This window comes from Bartonella sp. AP280QHHD (assembly GCF_042196125.1).
Taxonomy (GTDB): domain Bacteria; phylum Pseudomonadota; class Alphaproteobacteria; order Rhizobiales; family Rhizobiaceae; genus Bartonella.
This window is the reverse complement of record NZ_JBHIPQ010000042.1, coordinates 1-20,002: the sequence shown is the minus strand read 5'-3', so window position 1 is coordinate 20,002 and position 20,002 is coordinate 1. Positions and strand designations below refer to the sequence as shown.

The following is a 20,002-nucleotide window of genomic DNA, read 5'->3' as shown; positions in this document are numbered from 1 at the left end:
ATCCAATTACCAATAAGCCTGCCTTCTTCTCTTGTGAGCGTGTGATTGATCTCTGTTGTGCGCCCAAAGGAAAACAAAGTGTCCCCAGCTGTTAAGTGAACACCGCTTTCATACTCCAACATGCTGTCATCAAGGCGTGACATATTGCCTTCCAAGGCTTGCACATCATAACCATAGGTCCCACGGCGAAAATCAGAGCGCAAACTTTTGGAAAGGTCGGTAATCGCTTCAATAGCTTCAAGGCTTTTGCGTTCAGGCAACTGATCAAAATCAAGTTGAAAGGAATTCCACCATGCTCGCCCCGTCCAGGCGGGTTGAAAGCGTGCCGAAATCCCTAGCCATTCAAGCCCTATCTCTATTGCCGCAAGGGAGCCGCGAATATTTTGCCATGCAAGACCCTGATCAATTAAATCATAAAGGTTAGAGAAATAAGGGGTTAATTCTTGTAAGCCATATTCGTCTATTAAAAAGGGCAACCAAGAAGGCGGACGCGTGATAAATTTCGCGCGAGGTATTTCTTCGAGTGCCATTTTAACGTGAGGGTCAAGAGCCATTGCTTCTGCAAAACAACGTTCAAACAAGCTCGAATTTGGGGGCAAAAGTGAGGAAAGCATCAATAAGCACGCCCCCGTTCAGACAAGACAATATCCCCTAGTGCGACGGCTTCATCCGGTGCGACCAAAATATCCTCACAAGGTTGCGTTATGTTCACATGGTGAACGCCCTCAACCATCAAGCGGCTTAGTATCCAACTTAAAGACAAATCACGCCCAAGCCTCCATGCACGCGCCCATTCTGCTCTTAAATTCTGCTCCGCTCTTTCCAAAACAAAGGAGCCTTCATCCGGTAACAACCAAAAATCAGCAGAAACATTGATCATCCGCTGTACCGCGCTTTTCACAAGGATGTGGTCATTGGTCATTTTAACATGGGGGGCATCAAGGGCGGCTTGCACCTTGGCAATTAAAGCTTCATCTGCCACCCCTGATGGGCTATCACTAAAAAGAGCCACATGAATAATCGGGCTTTTACCCTCACGATAAACAAAAGCATCTTTGACATGGATATCGCTTGAGAGGGCAAAATATTGATAACGTGGCGCTGTGCCCCCTGTGGAATGTCCTTGTCTATTCAAGCGAATGCGGCGGCGAAACCGCTCATCATCTTCATCCAAAAGGCGCGTGACCCCATGAAAATCCCCCAAATGATCTAAACTTGTTCCACGCGCAAATGTGAGTAAATTATCCCGCGCCACTTCATTAATTCGCTGGCGCAATAGAAACTCTTCATAAGCCGCCGCTTGCAATTGAATGACCACGGGATCATAAGCCGTCTTTTCCACATTATAAGGAATATGATGCGCTGCAAAAAGCTCAGTCAAACGCGTGATCTTTTGCTCTAAAATTGCTTCAACAGAAAGCTCTTCAATAATTTGTGGCAGAGGGAGTTGTGGAGGAGGAATCTGTGAAAAGGATAAAGGTTCAAACTCAGTCATCACCAACCTCTAAATTGATGCTCATTGGCTCTTTGTGTGACCAATCCCCCAAATGCCCATTGGGATAAAAAACACCCGTTAAAACAAAATGGAATGTGCCTTCACGCGTTGCTTTTGTCAGATCAATCCTCTGCAACGAGAACCCAGGCTCTCCACACTCTGGATCATCGAGTGCTTCAACAATTGCTTGATAAAGCTGCATCATCGTCGCAGGATCAGCATTGGCATCTTGGAATGCTCCAACATCACATCCATAATGACGACGCAAAACCCGTGTCCCAATTCTTGTCGTCAGACATTTACGAAGTGACTGTTGACAATGCGCAAAGCCATATAAAAGAGAGCCATCCTTTTCGCTCATCCCGCACCGCATGGCTTATGCCCCTTTGCTTGTCTTTGTGGTAGAGACCGTTGGGGCCGCAGCAACAACAGGGACTGGTTTTTCAGCGATCTGACCAAGCAGCAACGGATATTTAGCCGCTTCCTCACTTAAACAAATTTCCTCACCCTTGCCCGGTGAACGCTTGCCTGCAACAAAATCGGCATTGGTTAAAATAACATAAGTGTTCTCACGCATGATAAAACTCCTTTAAAGAGGGGAAGAGGTTGTGGAGGGACCCATTTTGACCCCACCGTGTTTGTGGCTTGCGCCAACAGATTTTTGATTATGCTGTAAATCTTCTGCTTGAATATGCACACTGCCCGTTAATTCAACACGGGTTGATTGATGAGAAAGCACCAAACCTTTTTCACTCAAATGAATTTGATTTTCCCCATGGGAGAGAATAAGTTCATCTTTTGTCATCCGCAAAGCGCCACCGGCATAACAGAGCGCCAACTCTTGCGGCGAGCGTGCGGGATTAGGCGCATCCTCACTATAGCTATCGCGCACCACCAGAGAGGCAGAGCCAATTTCGCCATGGGGATTTAACAACCGCACCGGATCACCAACATGGAGGGGCATATTGCTTGAGAGAGCGCCAGAAGCTTCTTGCGCTTGCAACCAAGGCGATAAAACCGCTTGTCCATTGGAACCCTGTTCGGAAAGTTTCACCCGCACCCTATGGCCATCAACTTGCACAACCCGCCCGATCATGTGCTGGTTGGCAAGACAGCGTTCAAGCGCATCAAGACGCTTCATGATTTGTCGAAAGGTATCACTTAAGAGATGTGCATCATTCATGCCCCCACCTCATTGTCCCATGAAATCAAACCACTTTTGAGTTGTCCCTCATCACAAAAAATATCCTGTCCCAACTGATGCAAATCTTGGTGCCATTCCACCACGCTTATCGATACACCACGCTGCTTAATCGCCGCAGAGATAATCGGTTCAATTTGCACCTCACGCGGGGCACTCAAATGCGTTAGTCCCCACAATTGCCCGCTATGACAAAGCACCGCAATGGCTTCTGCTAAAAGCCAACTGGAAACATCACGCTCTTTACCTGTGGTAATAATAAAAGCCCCTAAATGAAGATCAGCACTCATCTGTCCACTTGCTACAGGATTCAAACGGCTTTCTAACACCGCAACCCGTATTGCTGGAGCCACCAGCATCTGTGTTTCAAGCTCTTCTAAGTTAAAACGTCCAAATTGACAGCCGCAATCACGCACATCCGGTAAAGCGCCTTTAAGGCTTCTTATCACCGCTTCACGAAACTGATTAATGCGCCCAGCATTTTTAATCGTTTGACTCATGCAAAGACCCTTTCCAGCCAGTCTTCTGTCGCTTTGACAATTTCCACTTTATTGTGCTCTGAAAGCCCCAAATAAGGGCGTGCGGGCATGGTCACTTGATGCACACAAACAAAGCGGTGTGCATTGCCGCTTTTAAGAAAAAAGCGCAGTGTCTTGCCATTTTTCGGGTGAATAACCCCACCTAATTGATGAATCCGCGCATAAACCAACCCAGAGCCCACAATCACCTGTTCTGGTGAAGCTTTCATATCAATGGAGCGTGAAAGCGCCCCACTGGCATAAAGAATGGAGGTGCGGGCATGATTGTTTTTCCACTTCTCTCCTTGAGCAGACATTTTTTCACTTTGAATCCGCCGCCTTGTGCTTTCTTGAATGAGACGCCCAACCCCTTGTGCCAAAGTCCCCATCGAGCGATCAGCTCCCTTTTGCAAAAAGGATAAAGCCGCTTCAAGCCCTGTCTCTTTAATCTCAATATGGGTTGCAACAGACATATTATCTTCCCATCAAACGCGGCTTGGCATGAAAAAAAGCCCCATCACGAACCGGTCCATCTTCGCTCATAATTTTAGGTTCATCTATGCCTAAACCCGCTTTGCCTTCGGCAATACGTTTCAAGAGTTCAACCGCCTGTTTGTAACGATCTTCAATAGTCGTGGTCAGTGCCGTATGGCGTATGGCTAAATTATAAACAGCAATATTGACACAGATCATACCCAGAGCCGCCGGCTGTCCAGCAATGGGGATTGAGTAGCGATGAGACAAATGCACATCAATCTCACCACTTGCCTGTTCGAGCGCGCGGGCAATGGCTTGCTCTGAAAAAACTGGATCAGAGTTCTCATCCATCCCACACAAATCATCCAAGAAGTCATCACCCCAGAGCTCTTCAATCAATGTTTTGCTTGCATAAGCCATGTTTAAAAGTTTCCCTTAGACAACTTCTTGCAACAAAACACCGGCATCTTTTGCGGCAACCAATTCACACACACGTTCCCCCACACGCACCCGTTTGCCGCCTGATAAGCCGATATCTGGATCTTGGATCACTCCAGACAAACGTTCGCCCAACTGGGCGCTAAAACCCCAACTGATCACCGAACCATCTGCCTGTTGTTTGGTAGGGTCAATATAAAGCAGTGCAATCTTATTGCCCCACACGCGTGCCAATTGTGCCGAACGCCCTTTACGTGCCAAATTCACTTGCGATTCACCAATGAGTAAACGATCGGGGTGTATTTCCATCAGATCAGCAAATTGCGCCTTGGTGACAAAACCATCAGCAGTGCCACCCCCTTTAACAGCTTTGATGATTTTGGGATGACGTTTGAGTTTTGACCAAACAACTTTGCCCATAACAATGGTGTTGGGCGTATAGACGAGACTTTTATCCATGGCCTCATCTAAAACAGCATAAGGATCAGATTTCTCATAATCGCTAAATTTATTCTCACCTTTAAGTGTTATCACCCGCTCTGGTGCATAATTTTCACTTCTTTGCACAAGCGCTGCAACACGCACTTCACGCCCCAATTCTAGCAAATTGGCAAGTCCCTCTACAGCTGTCTTTTCGGGGTTATAACGAGAGCGCTTTTCTGCTCGTGCGCGTGCCGCTGCTTCAATATCTGAATTGGGGATAAGATCATCAAGTCCGTAATCTTTGACACTGGCTTCCCGTTCAAAGGCAGAAAATTCCACCACATTCGGGCGCCCTTTTCGCCCAACTTCAAGCTCAGGCACGGTAAAATTTTCCGCTAAGGGAAATTCACTATATTTAAACACCTCACTTAAAACACAAACGCGTGGCAAAACTCTATCGCCAATAAGAGAACCTGCTGGATTGCGATAACCAATAGCAATAGCGGTGAGTGTTGGATCAATGGGAAAAGGTCTGTTCATTTTATGCCTCGATTAATTAATTTTAAAAGAAATAACATCACCAGCAGAACCATCACTCATGGCAATACCAATGGTGCGATCTGCTGCTTCTGCCCTTATGGCGTGCCCCTTTGGGTCAGAGGTCAAAAAATCACCAAAGGAAACATTGCCTCCACAAACCACTTCGCCCCAACCACATTGGCCAACATCAATCATCTCACCAGCCTTTGCACTCAATGACCCAGCAGTCCCTAATAATTTATCACCCTTACCAGAAGCCGTTGCCACCATTCCGTCACCGCGCGCTGCAACAATGCAATAAGGTGAAATCACATCTATGGCGCGAAAAGATTTAATTAAAATCATCGTACTCATGATTGGCGCTCCTTTTGTTCGCAAATATAATCAACTGCTTGGCTAATGGTGATGTCGAAACCTTTTTGCTTCTGCTCTTCCTTATAATGGCGTGCCGCAACAGCAACCTCTTCTGGCGCAAGCTTTGGTTCTTGCGCTAAAGCACACACTTCTAAAGGGCTTGTTGAGGCAAGCGCCGGCAACTTCTCGACCAAACTTTTAAAATGTTCCACACCCCCTTCAAGGCTACAGAGTGCACGATATTCCTCGCGGGCAGCCGGCAAAATCTTGCCCTCTTCAATGGCCTTGTCTAAAAGGCTCTCAATAGCCTTATTTTTTTGCTCTTCTTGCAAAAGCGCTAAATCTTCTTGCACCTTTGTCAATTGAGCACAAAGTTCCGCGCGTTCTTTTTCGCGCGCTTTAAGCGTTGCTAAAATCTCATCCGCTTTAGCATCTTCTGCCAGTGATAGTGCACTGGCAATGGCTGTCAAATCCATCATTTTCTCCGTCAAAGTTATAGGGGAAGGCTGTTCACGGCTTAAAGCCGTCATGACAAGGGCTGGACGGTTCACCAAACCAGCACCGGCTAAATTTAAAATTTCACCTTTCTTGGAATGGCGAAACTCAGGCGAAAGATAGCGATATTCTTGGGAAACAATCTTTTTAGCGGCCATATCGGTCCATTTAACACGCCCCCAAATCGCACCATCCCGCTCTGCTAATTCTTCAATCCAGCCACTTGCAGGTGCTTCTAGACCATTTCTCGCACGGTGATGTTGCCCATGCTCATAATCAATCACAAGCGGTCCTTTATTGGCTGCAAAGGCTTTTAAAATAGTTTGCGGGTTATAATGCCATTGTCGTCCATCACGTGCCTTCACATGGGGCGCTTTGGGCAAAAGCTCTACCCATTCAGGCGCTTGGCTAACGGTAGCGTCTTGGCAAAGATCTATTAACGCAGCATGAAATGTTTCTGCATCCCCATCTTTTTGATCTTTGTGAAATTCTTGCTCCATAAACATTGCCTATTGCTTTACAATTGTCATTGGCAATACAATGCATGAAACTTACTCCCACCATAAGTCTGACACTGTCAGTCAAAAGAGCATTTCTCAAAAAGCACTCTTTTCCCTATTATTCTCCTTGTGAGAGAAACCCCCGTGCCAAACCATCCCATAAAATCGTTTTCAAAGGCACTTCAAAGGCGATAGAGCGCCGTCGTGAAGTTAGAGGTACAATTTATCGTCTTATACAAAAAAAGCCCCTCTCAAGCCGTTTTTTTAAAGATTGCTTTTTGGCTTAAAAACATTATATCATTGGAGGTAAGGCGTGAGCCAGTTTTGCCAGGACGGTTTTACCGGATCTGCGAGGAGTTGACCGCCCTCCACGCCTTCTCATTTTTCTCGACACCAGTTCCTTCTCACAAACACCAACAGAGCTTTACGGTGTTTTCTTTACAACAACCGTTCATCCTTCTTTTCCCTTTTAAAGAAAACACCCCCAAACACTCTTATAAAATTGTTTTCAAAGACACTGGCGACAGAGCACCATTTTTTTAAAGATTGCTTTTAAACTTTTAAACTGTTACATTATCCGCGAGGCGTGAGCCAGTTATACCAGGACGGTTTTACCGGATCTGCGAGGAGTTGACCGCCCTCCACGCCTTCTCATTTTCCTCGCCTCTTTTCCATTAAGAACAAAAGACTTTCTTCCTGTTGTTTTCTTTACAACAACCTCTCGCCCTTTTTTTCAGCCGCATCCAATAAGCGTCCAATTTCTCTAGAGCTTTTTTTATGCATGGAGGTCAACCACCATTCTTGTTTGCTTGCCACGAATTTAACTGCTAAGCGCCACCATACCCCATCATTTTCACCCAAAAACACAACGCTCGGTACACCTTTTCGCCTGATAATGCCATGGGGGCGGATGAGCGTTTGAATGGCGCCCCGAAAATCATCCAAGCGAAGATCACGCGCTTGATGCTCTAACAAAATATGTTTCACACTGTCTGCGGATAAGCGAATAAGAGAATTTTCCGCTGCAAAAACATCACGCACCTTTTGGATCATTGGGGCAATGGGAATAAATCCACGCGGCATATGTCCTTCAAACATGGCTTCCAAAAGTGGTGAACCCACAATATCTTCAATGGCAATGCGTTTGTCATTGTCCCCCATCACAGAGACTTTATCACTCAAAAAATTGCTTAAGTTTTGCGCGCGATGTTTCCCAGGGTTCAAATGCCAACCAGGATCAATCCCCTTTGGTATCTTCTCAATTTTCCCCGTTCGCTTATTGTGCCAAACCTGCTTTTCAACATGAAGTGGCTCTGCCCCCTCTTCATAGCCTAAATCTTCTGCTTCATAACGGCTTACCTGTCGCACACTGCATTTACACCGCCAGCCATTGGGTGGATAAAGCCAATCCCAAACCGGATCATCAACGGGTGCGGTAAACCCCACCCAACTTTCATGTTCTAAACGCTTATGTTCTGAACTCGACAAAGCATAGGTGAGATAGGGCAAAAATTCTTTATTATTTTGTGTGCGCTCCCACTCGCCTGCTGCATGCGCACTCATGGTATTGGCCCAATAGACCGTTTCTAAACGCCGTGGGCTGCCCAATTGCACCACGCTCTTTTCACCAGTTTTGGGGTCAATGCTGGTCTTTTTACCCCACCAACCCTTTTCCTGTAAAATCGGCATCAAATTTTTTTGAAAATCTTGAAAAGGAACTTGATGCTTTATGGCTTCTCCAACCGCTCGCTTAAAATCCTCCAAAATATCATAGCCTAGCGATTTTGCCACCGTAAAGGAAAAAGCATGTTCTTCTGGTGCTATATCACGCCAATCAAAGCTTGGAACAAGTGCCTTGGCTTCAAAATAACGGGTGACCTCTTTAGGGGCGGTTTTAAAAAGTTCCTCATCCATGATACCCAAGCCCACGTGCAATCATTTGTACTTTTGCCAAGCGCGCTGCTAATGCGTGATGATCCATCTCACCTAGCAATTCATCTAAGCCTTTAAGGATATCCTCATAACTTTTTGCTTCTCTCACAAGCTTTTTAAAAGGCTCTAAAAGGGGTTCTAAGTCCTCTTCCCAGTCGCTTAAAGCTTCTTGTGAAAGCCGGTCCAATTCGTCGTGATGTTTCCCACCCTTCTCTTTTGCACCCTTGCTCTCTCTTGTCACAGAAACATCAAAAACACCTCCACAATCAGCACAAACATGAGCCTTTTCTCCCCTCTCATCATCAAGCGCATTATCAGGAGCCTTTAAAACATCCTCTTCCTTTTTTGGTTGCGAAAAACCAATCTTATTGCGCACTTCTTGCGCCCCAACACGCAAACCTAAAGGCACAAGTTTTTCCAGCGCATCACTAATCGCTTTAATGTCTTCATTTTCCGAAATCGGCCAATAGACAAGGGGGGCGCGCTCTTGGCGTCCAAAATTAATCTCAACAAAAGGCACAATCAAATCACGATTAGCCGTTAAAGCTAATTGGCGTGCATCAGCTCTGGCAATATCATGGCGCACATTTTCATGAATGCGTGCTTGCGAAAAGGACGAACCATCATCCGTCGTCATGGTTTGTCCCAACACACCTTTAGAAATTTGTCGATCTAAATATTCCGCCTTGACACCAAAAACCGCATTGCCACTGCCTCCTGCCGCTTCAATAAATTCAATCTCCATTTCTTTGGGAATAATTGCTGCCGCATCACTGGATAAATCACGCACTGCTTGAATGAGAACCCGTCGCTCCTCATGAGAAGAGCTTGCCCCATATTTACCCACACGCAAAGGCATGCCATAAACTTCTAAAAATGCCATCCAATCTTTTAAGGTATAAGATTTAAACAAAAAAGCCCAAGCTGCAAGCCGCGCAAGCCCCGTGCGGATAGGCAACCCACTTTTTAACTTTGGGCGATGAATGGAAAATTTATAAGCAGGCAATTCACTTCCATTAAAAGACCCCTCTTCTTTTAAACGCAAATGAAAACCATCCCGCCGATCCAATTGAAAAAACCGCTGGTCACGCCATTTCCAAGCAACCGGCCACCATTCCTTGGCACTCTTGTCCCACAAGGTTTCTACAACCGCATAACCTTTCCCCAAAGCATCCAATAAATCCGTCACATAATCATCAACAAAGGTAGGCGCACTAATCACTTCCCGCACCGCATCTGCTATCTTTTTGTCCTGTGCACTATTGCTTGCGGCAATCACTCCAGGCTCCACCCCTGTGAGAGCATTTTTACGCATGCCAAGCACAGCACGATAATGCAAATCACGCTCTTCCATATCATCGGCAAGTTGGAAAAACTGCTCTGGATGACCCTCTGCTGCCTGTTGTAAAATATCAGCAAGTTGCGCAGGGGTCAGACCACTGACAATGGTTTGTGACCACACATCACGAACACCGCCAATGGTAGGCGCCGCCACCTCATGCTCTAGCCCTTTGATATTAAGCGCCCTGCCCCACTGATCTACAAGTTTTACCATCTCATCATCCCATCAATAAATTTTTGATCGCATTGTTGAAAAAAAAGGCGTTGAAAAGAGCGAGCTTTCATCAAAACGATAAGCCTCTCTCACAGGTGTATAATCATAAATTTCAGGAGTTTGGCGGCTGGCAAAATAAGCCAAAGCGCAAGCAATCGCGCTATCACCATGACGCATAAAACCATCACTGCCTTTAAAACGATGATTGTCTGGAATTTTCACAATGCCATTGACATAAGCAAGCGCTTGATGATCGGCAACAATGTCACTATCGCGCGGCAAAACAATCGTCCCATCCCCAAAAGCTTCTAAATAAGCCGGCATTTCCTTGCCATACCAACTTTGTGACAAGGGCACTTCCTTCACACAAGCCCCATAACGCTGCGCCGCTTTTTCGGCTAAATAAGCCCCATTGCCCCGCGCATCTAACGCGCCGCCCATCAAACGCGGCAAACCATTCACCCCATAAAATAAAATCTCTCTTTGTTGATCAAACGGCGTATTGCGCAATTCCACCATAAACCGTACACGGCGCACCAAATCTTGTCCCACCTCCATCACCACAATCGATGTCGCATCGCCACTCCGCGCAAAATCAACACCAAAAACATGTTGGCGCCGCCGGTCAAGCCCAGCATGAAGAGGTTTTATATGCTTCTCACACCAAGCAAAAGCAGCAACACTTCGTTGATGTTCCGATTGATTTTTAAAATCATCCACACAAGCAAAACGCAACAATGCAATGTCAGGCGCGCAACAATTTTCAATCTGCAAACGTGTTAAAGCCGCCCCTTCTTGATCGGCTGGTATGGCATCTAATTCTTGGCGCATCGCAGCCAAACGCACCCCATAAGAGGCACGAATTTGCTCTTCCCATTGTTGCTCAGATGCTAAACTCCACACCTCCCCCTTCATGGCACAAACCCGTTTAAACAAGCCATTTTTAACAGCAACACCAAAGGGGTAACAATGCACCGAAAAAGGCATTTTGCCTGCTCGTGCTTCACGGATCAATTCATTGAAAGGATTGAGCACACCATTATGGGTGGAGATCACACGGATCTTGCCTCCCCAAATGAGCAAAGCATTGACAGCATCCAAAACAGCGCGCACATCTTGATGAAACGCCGCCTCGTCAATCACCACAATACCCTGTAGTCCGCGAATATTTTCAGGGCGGCTAGAAAGCGCCTCAATCCGAAACCCCGAAGCAAAACGCACCCGATAAGCAGAGATATATTTCGTTGAACCATCCGCCCTTTGATCAGAGAATAAAAATTCCTCAACATCCCCACTATGGCTCGTAATTGCCGAAGCAAAATGGCTCACATAGCCAATAAATTCCCGCCCCTTGTCTTTGGTGTCACCAATATAAAAAACATTATCGCCCCTCGCTTCACGTGCCGCCGCTGCAATCAGTGTATCATCCAAAGCTTCTGCAAAAGTAATGCCGGTCCGCCGCCCCTTTTCCACCAATTTTAATGGGGACTTATCTTCAATCCATGCCCGTTGATGCGCCATCAAAACGCCTTCCGCTAAGGGATCACTCTCTTTGGGAAAAGTACTTCTCTGCCAAATATCAAAACCACTTTGATGATCAAAGACATGACTTTTTGAAAAGGGCTGTTCAGCCATGTTTTACCCCCAACACCTGCGCACGAATAGCTCGCGCTGTTTCTTCTGAGAGCCCCGCCGCCGCTGCTGCTGCGTCAACCGCTTTGCTTGCTTTGCTGGTAAAATCTTTTTCCAACTTTTGCCGTCTGGTGGTCGACAAATGTTCAGCCGCCAACACGCCTTTAAGCGCATTGGCCAATTCTTGTGCTGCCTTTGGCGAAAGGTTTTTCCCACTGCTCAACGTGGAAAAAATCAACTCCTTAATCGCTGCCGCCGTCAAAAGAGTGATATTATCAGAAGCTTTGGCATCAAAACGCTTGGAAAGACTTGCGGCAATTTCTCTTGTCTGTTCTAGGCGCCGTGACATCACGGCTAGCCGCAAAGAATAACGATTAAAACTGGAAAAGGAGGGTATAGAAAAGCTTAAACCCATTTCTTTTTTTAAAGCCTTCAAAGCTGCTTTAAATTCATCATAAATGGCTTTTTGCGTCTTCTCACGCCCATTTAAAGCCTCAGCAGCAGCAGCAATAATTTGATCACAAGCTTGCGGCAATAAATCAATCGCCGTTAAACGTCCACGCCCGACCTTGCGCATCCTTCACCTCGTCTTTTATTGATGAACGTTTAGGCCGCTTAATCCCCTCAATGGAAAAGCTCCGGTCTAAATGACGCGCTCCCCGTTCTGTTAATGCCGCAAGAAAAACCGAACCCACACATTTTAAAGTAACAGCACCTTGATCTTCCATCCATGCCAGTTCATTATGCACAAAATCGCGATCGCGTCTGATGCCATAACTGTATAAAAGCCGCTCAATCATCGCACTCGATAAAGTTTCGCTGCGCTCACAAGCAAGCCCTTTTAAAATAATCAACCGCGCTTCTTCACGGATGATTTTATCCATATCTGCTTTCATTTCTTGGCATTCTCCAACAAAAACTCTTGCAAGCGCTCACCAATGGCTGCCACCGGTTGTAATTGTGCAGAAAGCGTGTTGAGACGACCATTCAATTTCTCCATATTCACTTCTAATCTTTGCAGCGCATCACGATCAGGCAAAAAGTCCATCTCTGTTTCTAACTTTTGCACACGCTCTTTAAGCGCCGTGATATCTTTCAGCATTTCCCGCGCACCGGAAGAAAAATAGGCTCTCAAAACCCCACAAATCGCAATAACCGATAACAATAAAGACAACCAGCCATTGGCAACACTGATATCCAAATTCACTTAAAAGTCCCCTCTCTTTTGCCTAAAATCGCCCGCTCCGCAGCTTTTCTGCGCTGTTCACAAATCAATAAAGCAGCACGATCACGCCCCCAATAGTGCACCACTTCACGCGCATTCAAAGCACGCTCTGGCAATAAAGCTGGGCGGGCACACGCCATGCGAACAACAGGCGGCAACTCAACCGATAAAAAATGATAAGAAAGGCTACCCACCGGCTTGTGTGTTGAGCAAGCGCACACGCTCAAGCCCAATGCCACCGCCAGTAGTTGGCAATACTGCATTGACTTCCTCCATTTTTGTAAGCTTTTGTTCCAAAGCCGAAATCACCCCTTGCGCTCGATGCTCAGCTTCCAACGCTGCTTGTCTTTGTCGCTCTTGTACAAGCAGTGCACGTGCTGAAGCCTTGGCAATCTCCAACTGCCAATACAAATCACGCGCCTTTTCCGCCTTTAAAATTTGCGCTTTCATAAAGCCAAAAGCCGCCAACATCACACTGACCAAAAAAAGCAGACCAAAAGACAGTTTTGAAAGTGGGCTAAACATTGCTTTTATCTCCCCACCTCGTTATCTCCACCCCATCATAGGAGCTGCTATGCCGCTTATGGGAATGTTTCCTATTAGAAAAATCCAACGAGCCAAAGCCACGATGCACCCCCAGATTGCCAACAATAATCGCCACCATCGAAGGAATAGAAATGCTCGCCATATCAACAATATGCGGAGCCCCCCACAAACCACCAGAAACAAGCAAAAAAATAACCCCCCAAGCAAACCAAAAAGACCACCATAAATAGAGCCTAGAACCACGATAAGAGGGCTTCATGCCTTTACCTCGCCTCCAAGTCCCAAAAGCTTTTTGGCGCGGTTCAAATAAATCAAACGTTGCACAAGTCCATTTCTTCCCCCATTGATCGCCTTGGTAATCCCTAGATAATCATCTTGATCAGCCAGCCTATTCAAGCCTTTCATTTGCCAAAACCAAACAGCAGACCAAAGCGCTGCTGGAAACTTTTCCAGCTCTTGCGGAAATGCCTCACAATCAACCGCTTGTTCATCGACTAGGCGCCAAAACTTCGTAAAACGACGATAATTATTGCGCCCCGTCAACTGGATCAAACCACGCCCCTTAAAGTGCACCCCATCCCCAGGGTTGACATTGCCTAAATCACGCCGCCCCTCATAAGCGCGCCCTGAGGCATATTCACAAACGGTAAAAAAGCCATCACTCTCATGGGCACATTGGCTTAAAAAATGCGCAACACGCAATGGTGTTGTGATCGCTCCATAGGATAAAGCTTTAGGCAACACGCGTGCCATTTCAACAATAATAAAATCTTGGCGCGCATGATGCGCCAATTTAGGCGCAAGGCGATGAAGAAAAGAAGCATCTATTGAAACCATAACAAACCACTCAATGAATAAAAATTCATTCGCAGTTTATCGGATTTCAAACCCCCAATATAAGCCTGACACTGTCAGTCAAAACTCTCAATACTCATAAAACTCTGAAAATAACGAACCTTGTGGTTCTTGCAAAGAAATTTTCTTCTTCAAGCGATAGGCTGTGCGCACATGCATACCAGAAACAGCAGCGGCAGCATCCACCGACCAGCCTTTTTGCAACGCTTGCACCATTTTTTGCCGCCGTTCAGCATCTCTGCCAAGGGGGATAAGAAGACGCACTCCCGAACCATTAAAACAAAAATGGTTGATGAGTTGCTGCGCCTCTTCAAACCCAACAATTTCAATCAACCAATCCGCACTCTCAAGACGCCCGGGTATATAAACTTCTCGTCCACCAAAAGCCCGCATCATATTCCATGCTGCTTCACTGCCCGCAACATCAGCTATTTCACGCAATAAGGCAGGAAAATCGCTATAGATTTCCTCTTGCATACATGCTTACCCCTCGCTTTTAACACCTTTACGGATTTTCCGCCCCCAAACATTCATCACTTCTCTAAAGTCGCCCCCACTCATCTCACCCAAAGCTTTACCACTTAACGCCATAACACTTTGATGAAAAGCCCCAAGCTCAAACATAGCATCGGGATTCAAACACTTCCATTGGGCACACAAAATGGAAATGCTTGGTTTCTTCCTCCATGAATCTTCGCGGTTTTTTCCTCTCCAGTCAACCCCACCCTCCCGCTGCAACCAACCTTTCAACGCCTCAATGGCTCTGCATGCATCATCGCTATCGCGTAAAAAACGAATATGATCAATCCCTGTCTGTCTTTTCACAAAGGCAAGCAACGCCTTATCTGAACGATCACGAATAATGCCAAGATTCCACCCAGCAATCCAGAGCGCCTGGAGCTTCTTAGCATATTTCCCCTCTAAACGCTTCCCATTCGGCTTAAAACCAAACGCTTTCATTTCAGCGATAACCAAGTGCTTTTCTGAAAAATTCAAATCTTTCGCCGATTGCTTGCCTGTCAAGCGATAGAGCAGTGCGCGATAGGTCTCATCATCAAGACCTAACGCGCGTTTTCCCATATGAAGGACAGCTAAAGACATCTCTCCCCCCTCATGTCTTCGCCAGATCAATGGTCACAGCACGCCAAGCGCTTTCTAATGTATCGCGTTCATAAAAACGCACATATTCCTTAGATGTCGTCACACGGATCGCTTCACGAATGGCACGCATCGCCTCTTTCCAGCGTGGATCATCAATATCCAAACGCAACAGCATAAAGATCTCGCCCCGATTCACCTTGCCTTCTTTATCCGTATTAAAAGCACGCGTAATAATCGCACGGATTTCAGGGCGTGCATCCGCAGACCATTCATTCAAACACTCATCAAGAAGGCTTTTGGCAATTTGCAATTGCGGTCCAAAATCAACACTTTCCTGAACTTGCACCTTAATACGTTGCAAACCATCAAAGCTTGTGTAAGTACAATTGCCCTTTTTGCCACGCCGCTCCACACCATATTCTTGCGCAAGCAAGCTATCAAAATCACTCAAATCCGCAATCGTATGGTTGTTAAAACGTGCAATCCTTGCCGATAATTCTTTCGCAAAACCCATAATTTTGCGCACCGTTTCATCCTCTAACAAATCCGCAGGGCGGATCAAACTTACCGGCACCAAAGCCCCTTTTGCATCCTTCATATAACGCGTACCTTCAAGTTCAATTTGTGGATTCATCACCAACTTCCTCCTGTGTTTTTTGAAAACGACGAAATGGCACAACATCCCCTGAAGAAGGCGCACATCCCGCTTTCAATTGCCAACGACACCGCATAAGCTCATGACTTAAAACGTGGTTATAGCCTGCCAAACGACGCAAATACTCATTCAATTCTCGAACATCTTGTCCATGCATAAAAATGCCATTCACCTCATACTGTAAAAAGGCAGAGCGCAAAGCAATCAAGCTATCTCTTACCATATAAGGGTTACGTTCCATCATTTGCTTCCTCCAAAATCCATATAAATCACACGATTGCTCTTATCTTCATCTCGATCAGAGCTGTCACACTCAGCCAAAACTTCTGAAACTTGGCCTTCCAAAACCGCATCCGCTTCCCCCAAACGGTGAACACTCAACTCCAATTCAAGCAATAACGCCAAATCAACACACAATTTAAGCTGTTCTCCAATATCAAAACCGCATTGATAATCGTCATAAAGACCAACAAGCGTATCGGATAATTCTTTGTCGCATAAAGAGATCATGCCAATTCCTCCACGTCACGGTTTTTCCATGCCGCTTTGACATGTTTCAAAGTCACCTCACACCCATCTCCAAGCGCTGCCATGCGTGCCAACATCATGGTTTTGTCAATTTGCCGCAAAGCTCCAGCCTTTAAGCCTATCCCTGTCAAAAACTTTATCGCACCAACATCTTCAATCCCCCAATCATGAATGCGCGCTGCAATATCCTCACTATAGGGCTTGCGCCGTTTCAAATGCATCGCCAATCGGCTTTTAATTTGCGCATAAGAGGGACCATTTTGACGATGAACCAACCGTCCAGAGATTTCATCATTGCCAACCAAAGCCAACCCCGTACCATTGATATCAACAAAGTGGCGCAACTGATTAATCGCTTCATCCGTTAAATTTTGCGCCTCATCAACAATCAACAACGTACCACTGCCCACGCGCTCTAATTTCTTACCAATCGCACGCGTTAAGCGGGTGGGATTATATTCCACCACTTCCAATTCTGCTGCCATATCATTCAAAATACCGTGAACACTGCGCGTATGCGGGCTGGCTGTCACCAGATAAACATGCGGGCGGGTAGAGCGATAATGACGGCAAGTTTCGGTCTTACCACTGCCCGCATCAAGCGTAATCATCACCATATCCCCCGTACTTTGTGCCAGTGTTAAAGTGTCAATGATCTCACTGGCAATTCGATTCCTCTGAAAGGCTGGTTTTTCAGGGATCTTCTCCAAAAACCCCGCCGTTTCCTTTAAAACCTCAACCCATTGTTGAACCTTTGCATTTTGCTTCCCCAACTGTCCCGCATAACTGCCCGCATACCATTGCGAAAACGTCCCATCCGGCATGCCTATGCGCCGCGCCACCTCTGCTTTCGACCAATCATTCATTTGCCCCAAAGCTCTCACTGCATCCACAAGCTCATTCCATAAAGCAATGTCATCACTGTTGCGGTTTTGTGCTGTTCCATTGGGCTGGATTTTAGGTCGCGCCCAAGGATTTTTATCGACCGTTGCATTTATCGCGTTTTTCATGTATATTCCCCTCTCGTATTGATTTTAGACTATTGATAAGGGGAAGGGCTCCCACCCGCCCCTTATCTTTTGTCTTTAGAATGAACATTTAAAAGCCGTACGCGATACTAAAACGGCTAACCTTGCAAATCCCCTCTCTTTCTCACACATCGGGGAACTTGCTAACTCCANTACTAAAACGGCTAACCTTGCAAATCCCCTCTCTTTCTCACACATCGGGGAACTTGCTAACTCCACGCATCTCACCCAATCAGGCAAAGATACCTAGAAACTTCATGTATTGATTAGACTTTTAAAGGATTAAGATTCCTCCCCCCCTTTCTTTGTTAACGCTTCAAACCCCGCACATGGACCTCAACCGGTCCCCTTAAATCCCCCCTCTCTTTTCCTATTTCCTTATTCTATTGCTTGGGAAACTTGATCACCTCACGCCCCTCATCAGAGGCGGAAAGCTTTCTCAAAGCTTTATGCAAGTGTTGACTGAATTCTTCCTCCCCCAAAGNACGCATCTCACCCAATCAGGCAAAGATACCTAGAAACTTCATGTATTGATTAGACTTTTAAAGGATTAAGATTCCTCCCCCCTTTCTTTGTTAACGCTTCAACCTGGTACGCGATACAAAACCAGCTTCCTTTTGAGAATTCTTACAAATCCCCCCTCTTTCCTTTCCTATCGTTTAGGAAACTTGATCACCTCACGCCCCTCATCAGAGGCGGAAAGCTTTCTCAAAGCTTTATGCAAGTGTTGACTGAATTCTTCCTCCCCCAAAACCTCATCATCGTCTGCTTTCAAAGCTAAATTCCCCACATTGTTTGGCATCAAGCGGCTCACCTTTGGCTTTATCGGAAGCTTAGATTTGAACGCTTCATCCTTTTTCTCAAGGCGCCCATAAACATCGGCCAAGTGATCAGGTGCAAGCTTTGCTGCCAACTGTTTTTCTGCTTTAACAGCCTTCACATATTCTTTACGCAAACGCCCATTCAAGCGCGCCGCCTGCTGGTCATAAAAACCTACATCACAAAGGCATGGTGCCAGACAAAGCAACCGATTGTTCAAATCATAAACCCGTAAATCTTGATGCAAATTATCCGGATCAAAGCGTACAATCACTTTTTTCCCCGCATGCTCATTCAACGCCCGCGCCCAATAACGATTGCCATAAAAATGAATCTCCCCCGTACCCTTTTGCGCACGCAACGCCTCAGAGGTTAAAAGCCATAAAGCCCGTTGTGCCGCCGTTGCTTGCCGAATAATCGTCCCCTCGGCTTGCAAGCTCTCAGTAAAGGTCTCATCAAAACTGCGCCCCGCACAATTAACCGCCTTACGCCCTGCTTGCGCATTGTGTGCCACAATTTGCGCCCCAACATGGGCTTTAAACGCTTCAAATCCTATCGCGCGCTTGCCATAATCTTCAGGCTTGGCATCCGGTTTATTGCCCGTATAAGCCCCCGCACAAAAGGGATGTTTGGAAATCGCTTCTGCCAGATCACGCCATGCCCGCTCAATCGGTTTAGACTGTCCGCTATAAGGGGTGGTCCATTGCAATTGCACCCCCAAACTCGTCAAAAGCCCTTGCGGATCATCCGGCTTAATCTTAAAACGAAAACGGTTTTGCACACCTCCAGAAATCCACTTGCTGGTAAAGGCACGCCCATTATCCAAGGTCATACGCTCCGGTATGCCATAAGCTTCCACCATGTCCCCAATCACCAAACGAACGATTTCCCAAGTCTCAGCATCCGATAAGCGCCACGATAAAATCTTGCCCGAATAAAGATCTTGTATCGCTATCAGATAAAGCCGCACAGGCTTCTCTGTCCAAGGAACACTCACAAAAACATCCAGCTTATGCCCGTCCATATTCACAGCTTGCAGTGCATGCAGGCTTGAGCGATCACGCCGTTGGGCTGGATAAAGCTTTTTTGCCTTTTCTTCTCCCTCACGCGCTAAAACCACAACCGCTTTGGAAATTTGCGCCTTAAAACGACGCCGCAAAGCCCGCTCAGAAGGAATGGGCTCAAAACCCCGCTCCTGTGCAACCGAAACCATCCGCCGATAACACGCCGAAAAAGCAGGTTTAGAGGGGCGCAAATAATCCGAACAAAAAACCTCCCACGCCCCCTCATGACACGGCGCAAATTGCGAAACATTCTCCTCACCATAACAAGGCGCTAAAGCTGCCAACCAATCAGGGCGCTCATACCCCTCCACCATCTGCCGCCAATTAAAAAGCGACATCCGGCTCACACCAAATTGCACCGCACTCAAACTTGCCGCATCATGCACACCCATACCGGCATGGAGTAAATCTTCCCAAAAGCAAAGTGCCTTCAAACGCTCTTCACAGCGCCTTTTATGCGCCTTGGAAAGCCCCTCATAACGCACCCAAATACTTGTCTTTTGATCGCTTTTCTCTGTCTTTTCTTCTACACAAACCCCACCAAACCGCACCAACAACGCCGCCCGCGCCCCCTCCGGCAATAAGGAAATGTGATACTTCCAAACCGGCTTGGTTTTGCCT

The 20,002-nt window shown here is 46.5% G+C and carries 28 protein-coding genes; all 28 read right to left on the bottom strand.

Features of this window, described 5'->3' with window-relative positions:
• A partial coding sequence (locus ACFIMK_RS06460; RefSeq protein ID WP_375682932.1) for a phage tail protein occupies positions 1 to 614 on the bottom strand: 614 nt, incomplete at its 3' end.
• The gene (locus ACFIMK_RS06455) at positions 614 to 1,495 is read right to left on the bottom strand and encodes a baseplate J/gp47 family protein (protein ID WP_375638668.1); all 882 of its coding nucleotides are present in this window, start codon (positions 1,493 to 1,495) and stop codon (positions 614 to 616) included. The genes ACFIMK_RS06460 and ACFIMK_RS06455, both read right to left, overlap by 1 nt.
• Positions 1,488 to 1,868 carry a GPW/gp25 family protein gene (locus ACFIMK_RS06450; protein WP_375633729.1) on the bottom strand — a complete coding sequence of 127 codons (381 nt, stop codon included), beginning with the start codon at positions 1,866 to 1,868 and terminating at the stop codon, positions 1,488 to 1,490. The genes ACFIMK_RS06455 and ACFIMK_RS06450 overlap by 8 nt, the downstream gene beginning before the upstream one ends.
• A gap of 3 nt (positions 1,869 to 1,871) precedes the next feature.
• A complete protein-coding gene (locus tag ACFIMK_RS06445; RefSeq protein ID WP_375681057.1) occupies positions 1,872 to 2,072 on the bottom strand; it encodes a hypothetical protein in 201 nt (66 codons plus the stop codon).
• 12 nt (positions 2,073 to 2,084) lie between these two features.
• The gene (locus ACFIMK_RS06440) at positions 2,085 to 2,678 is read right to left on the bottom strand and encodes a baseplate assembly protein (protein WP_375682931.1); all 594 of its coding nucleotides are present in this window, start codon (positions 2,676 to 2,678) and stop codon (positions 2,085 to 2,087) included.
• The gene (locus ACFIMK_RS06435) at positions 2,675 to 3,196 is read right to left on the bottom strand and encodes a hypothetical protein (RefSeq protein WP_375662569.1); all 522 of its coding nucleotides are present in this window, start codon (positions 3,194 to 3,196) and stop codon (positions 2,675 to 2,677) included. The genes ACFIMK_RS06440 and ACFIMK_RS06435 overlap by 4 nt, the downstream gene beginning before the upstream one ends.
• Positions 3,193 to 3,687, bottom strand: a complete 495-nt coding sequence (locus tag ACFIMK_RS06430; protein ID WP_375633726.1) for a phage virion morphogenesis protein — start codon at positions 3,685 to 3,687, stop codon at positions 3,193 to 3,195. The genes ACFIMK_RS06435 and ACFIMK_RS06430 overlap by 4 nt, the downstream gene beginning before the upstream one ends.
• A 1-nt stretch (position 3,688) precedes the next feature.
• On the bottom strand, positions 3,689 to 4,111 hold the full coding sequence (locus ACFIMK_RS06425) for a gp436 family protein (protein ID WP_375624209.1): 423 nt from the start codon (positions 4,109 to 4,111) through the stop codon (positions 3,689 to 3,691).
• A 15-nt stretch (positions 4,112 to 4,126) separates the two neighbouring features.
• Positions 4,127 to 5,092 (bottom strand): capsid protein, encoded by a 966-nt coding sequence (locus ACFIMK_RS06420; RefSeq protein WP_375668588.1) that lies wholly within the window; start codon positions 5,090 to 5,092, stop codon positions 4,127 to 4,129.
• Between the two features lie 12 nt (positions 5,093 to 5,104).
• Positions 5,105 to 5,446 carry a hypothetical protein gene (locus tag ACFIMK_RS06415; protein ID WP_375629485.1) on the bottom strand — a complete coding sequence of 114 codons (342 nt, stop codon included), beginning with the start codon at positions 5,444 to 5,446 and terminating at the stop codon, positions 5,105 to 5,107.
• Positions 5,443 to 6,441: a phage protease gene (locus ACFIMK_RS06410; RefSeq protein ID WP_375682930.1), complete on the bottom strand. Its 999-nt coding sequence runs from the start codon at positions 6,439 to 6,441 to the stop codon at positions 5,443 to 5,445. Before ACFIMK_RS06410 ends, ACFIMK_RS06415 begins: the two co-directional genes overlap by 4 nt.
• A gap of 708 nt (positions 6,442 to 7,149) precedes the next feature.
• The gene (locus tag ACFIMK_RS06405) at positions 7,150 to 8,355 is read right to left on the bottom strand and encodes a phage minor head protein (RefSeq protein WP_375629070.1); all 1,206 of its coding nucleotides are present in this window, start codon (positions 8,353 to 8,355) and stop codon (positions 7,150 to 7,152) included.
• Positions 8,348 to 9,928: a DUF935 domain-containing protein gene (locus ACFIMK_RS06400; protein ID WP_375682929.1), complete on the bottom strand. Its 1,581-nt coding sequence runs from the start codon at positions 9,926 to 9,928 to the stop codon at positions 8,348 to 8,350. Before ACFIMK_RS06400 ends, ACFIMK_RS06405 begins: the two co-directional genes overlap by 8 nt.
• A 12-nt stretch (positions 9,929 to 9,940) precedes the next feature.
• On the bottom strand, positions 9,941 to 11,563 hold the full coding sequence (locus tag ACFIMK_RS06395; protein ID WP_375682928.1) for a hypothetical protein: 1,623 nt from the start codon (positions 11,561 to 11,563) through the stop codon (positions 9,941 to 9,943).
• Positions 11,556 to 12,137 (bottom strand): phage protein Gp27 family protein, encoded by a 582-nt coding sequence (locus tag ACFIMK_RS06390; RefSeq protein ID WP_375682927.1) that lies wholly within the window; start codon positions 12,135 to 12,137, stop codon positions 11,556 to 11,558. Before ACFIMK_RS06390 ends, ACFIMK_RS06395 begins: the two co-directional genes overlap by 8 nt.
• Complete coding sequence (locus ACFIMK_RS06385) at positions 12,100 to 12,456, bottom strand: hypothetical protein (RefSeq protein WP_375612320.1); 357 nt, start codon at positions 12,454 to 12,456, stop codon at positions 12,100 to 12,102. The genes ACFIMK_RS06390 and ACFIMK_RS06385 overlap by 38 nt, the downstream gene beginning before the upstream one ends.
• The gene (locus tag ACFIMK_RS06380) at positions 12,453 to 12,767 is read right to left on the bottom strand and encodes a DUF2730 family protein (protein ID WP_375607966.1); all 315 of its coding nucleotides are present in this window, start codon (positions 12,765 to 12,767) and stop codon (positions 12,453 to 12,455) included. The genes ACFIMK_RS06385 and ACFIMK_RS06380 overlap by 4 nt, the downstream gene beginning before the upstream one ends.
• Positions 12,764 to 12,979, bottom strand: coding sequence for a hypothetical protein (locus tag ACFIMK_RS06375; protein ID WP_375613747.1), 216 nt, complete (start codon positions 12,977 to 12,979; stop codon positions 12,764 to 12,766). Before ACFIMK_RS06375 ends, ACFIMK_RS06380 begins: the two co-directional genes overlap by 4 nt.
• The gene (locus tag ACFIMK_RS06370) at positions 12,972 to 13,310 is read right to left on the bottom strand and encodes a hypothetical protein (protein ID WP_375613746.1); all 339 of its coding nucleotides are present in this window, start codon (positions 13,308 to 13,310) and stop codon (positions 12,972 to 12,974) included. The genes ACFIMK_RS06375 and ACFIMK_RS06370 overlap by 8 nt, the downstream gene beginning before the upstream one ends.
• A complete protein-coding gene (locus ACFIMK_RS06365) occupies positions 13,303 to 13,590 on the bottom strand; it encodes a hypothetical protein (RefSeq protein ID WP_375612317.1) in 288 nt (95 codons plus the stop codon). The genes ACFIMK_RS06370 and ACFIMK_RS06365 overlap by 8 nt, the downstream gene beginning before the upstream one ends.
• Positions 13,587 to 14,168, bottom strand: coding sequence for a glycoside hydrolase family 19 protein (locus tag ACFIMK_RS06360; protein ID WP_375682926.1), 582 nt, complete (start codon positions 14,166 to 14,168; stop codon positions 13,587 to 13,589). Before ACFIMK_RS06360 ends, ACFIMK_RS06365 begins: the two co-directional genes overlap by 4 nt.
• Before the next feature lie 87 nt (positions 14,169 to 14,255).
• Positions 14,256 to 14,663 carry a helix-turn-helix domain-containing protein gene (locus tag ACFIMK_RS06355; RefSeq protein ID WP_375629092.1) on the bottom strand — a complete coding sequence of 136 codons (408 nt, stop codon included), beginning with the start codon at positions 14,661 to 14,663 and terminating at the stop codon, positions 14,256 to 14,258.
• 6 nt (positions 14,664 to 14,669) lie between these two features.
• Entirely contained in the window at positions 14,670 to 15,287 is a 618-nt protein-coding gene (locus ACFIMK_RS06350; protein ID WP_012231822.1) for a regulatory protein GemA, read from the bottom strand.
• A gap of 10 nt (positions 15,288 to 15,297) precedes the next feature.
• Positions 15,298 to 15,921 carry a DUF3164 family protein gene (locus tag ACFIMK_RS06345; RefSeq protein ID WP_375613741.1) on the bottom strand — a complete coding sequence of 208 codons (624 nt, stop codon included), beginning with the start codon at positions 15,919 to 15,921 and terminating at the stop codon, positions 15,298 to 15,300.
• Positions 15,905 to 16,183: a hypothetical protein gene (locus ACFIMK_RS06340; RefSeq protein ID WP_375624050.1), complete on the bottom strand. Its 279-nt coding sequence runs from the start codon at positions 16,181 to 16,183 to the stop codon at positions 15,905 to 15,907. Before ACFIMK_RS06340 ends, ACFIMK_RS06345 begins: the two co-directional genes overlap by 17 nt.
• A complete protein-coding gene (locus ACFIMK_RS06335) occupies positions 16,183 to 16,452 on the bottom strand; it encodes a hypothetical protein (protein ID WP_375650566.1) in 270 nt (89 codons plus the stop codon). Before ACFIMK_RS06335 ends, ACFIMK_RS06340 begins: the two co-directional genes overlap by 1 nt.
• Positions 16,449 to 17,480: an AAA family ATPase gene (locus ACFIMK_RS06330; RefSeq protein WP_375613740.1), complete on the bottom strand. Its 1,032-nt coding sequence runs from the start codon at positions 17,478 to 17,480 to the stop codon at positions 16,449 to 16,451. The genes ACFIMK_RS06335 and ACFIMK_RS06330 overlap by 4 nt, the downstream gene beginning before the upstream one ends.
• A 670-nt stretch (positions 17,481 to 18,150) precedes the next feature.
• Positions 18,151 to 20,002 (bottom strand): transposase domain-containing protein (locus tag ACFIMK_RS06325; protein ID WP_375693533.1); only part of this gene is annotated, 1,852 nt, incomplete at its 5' end.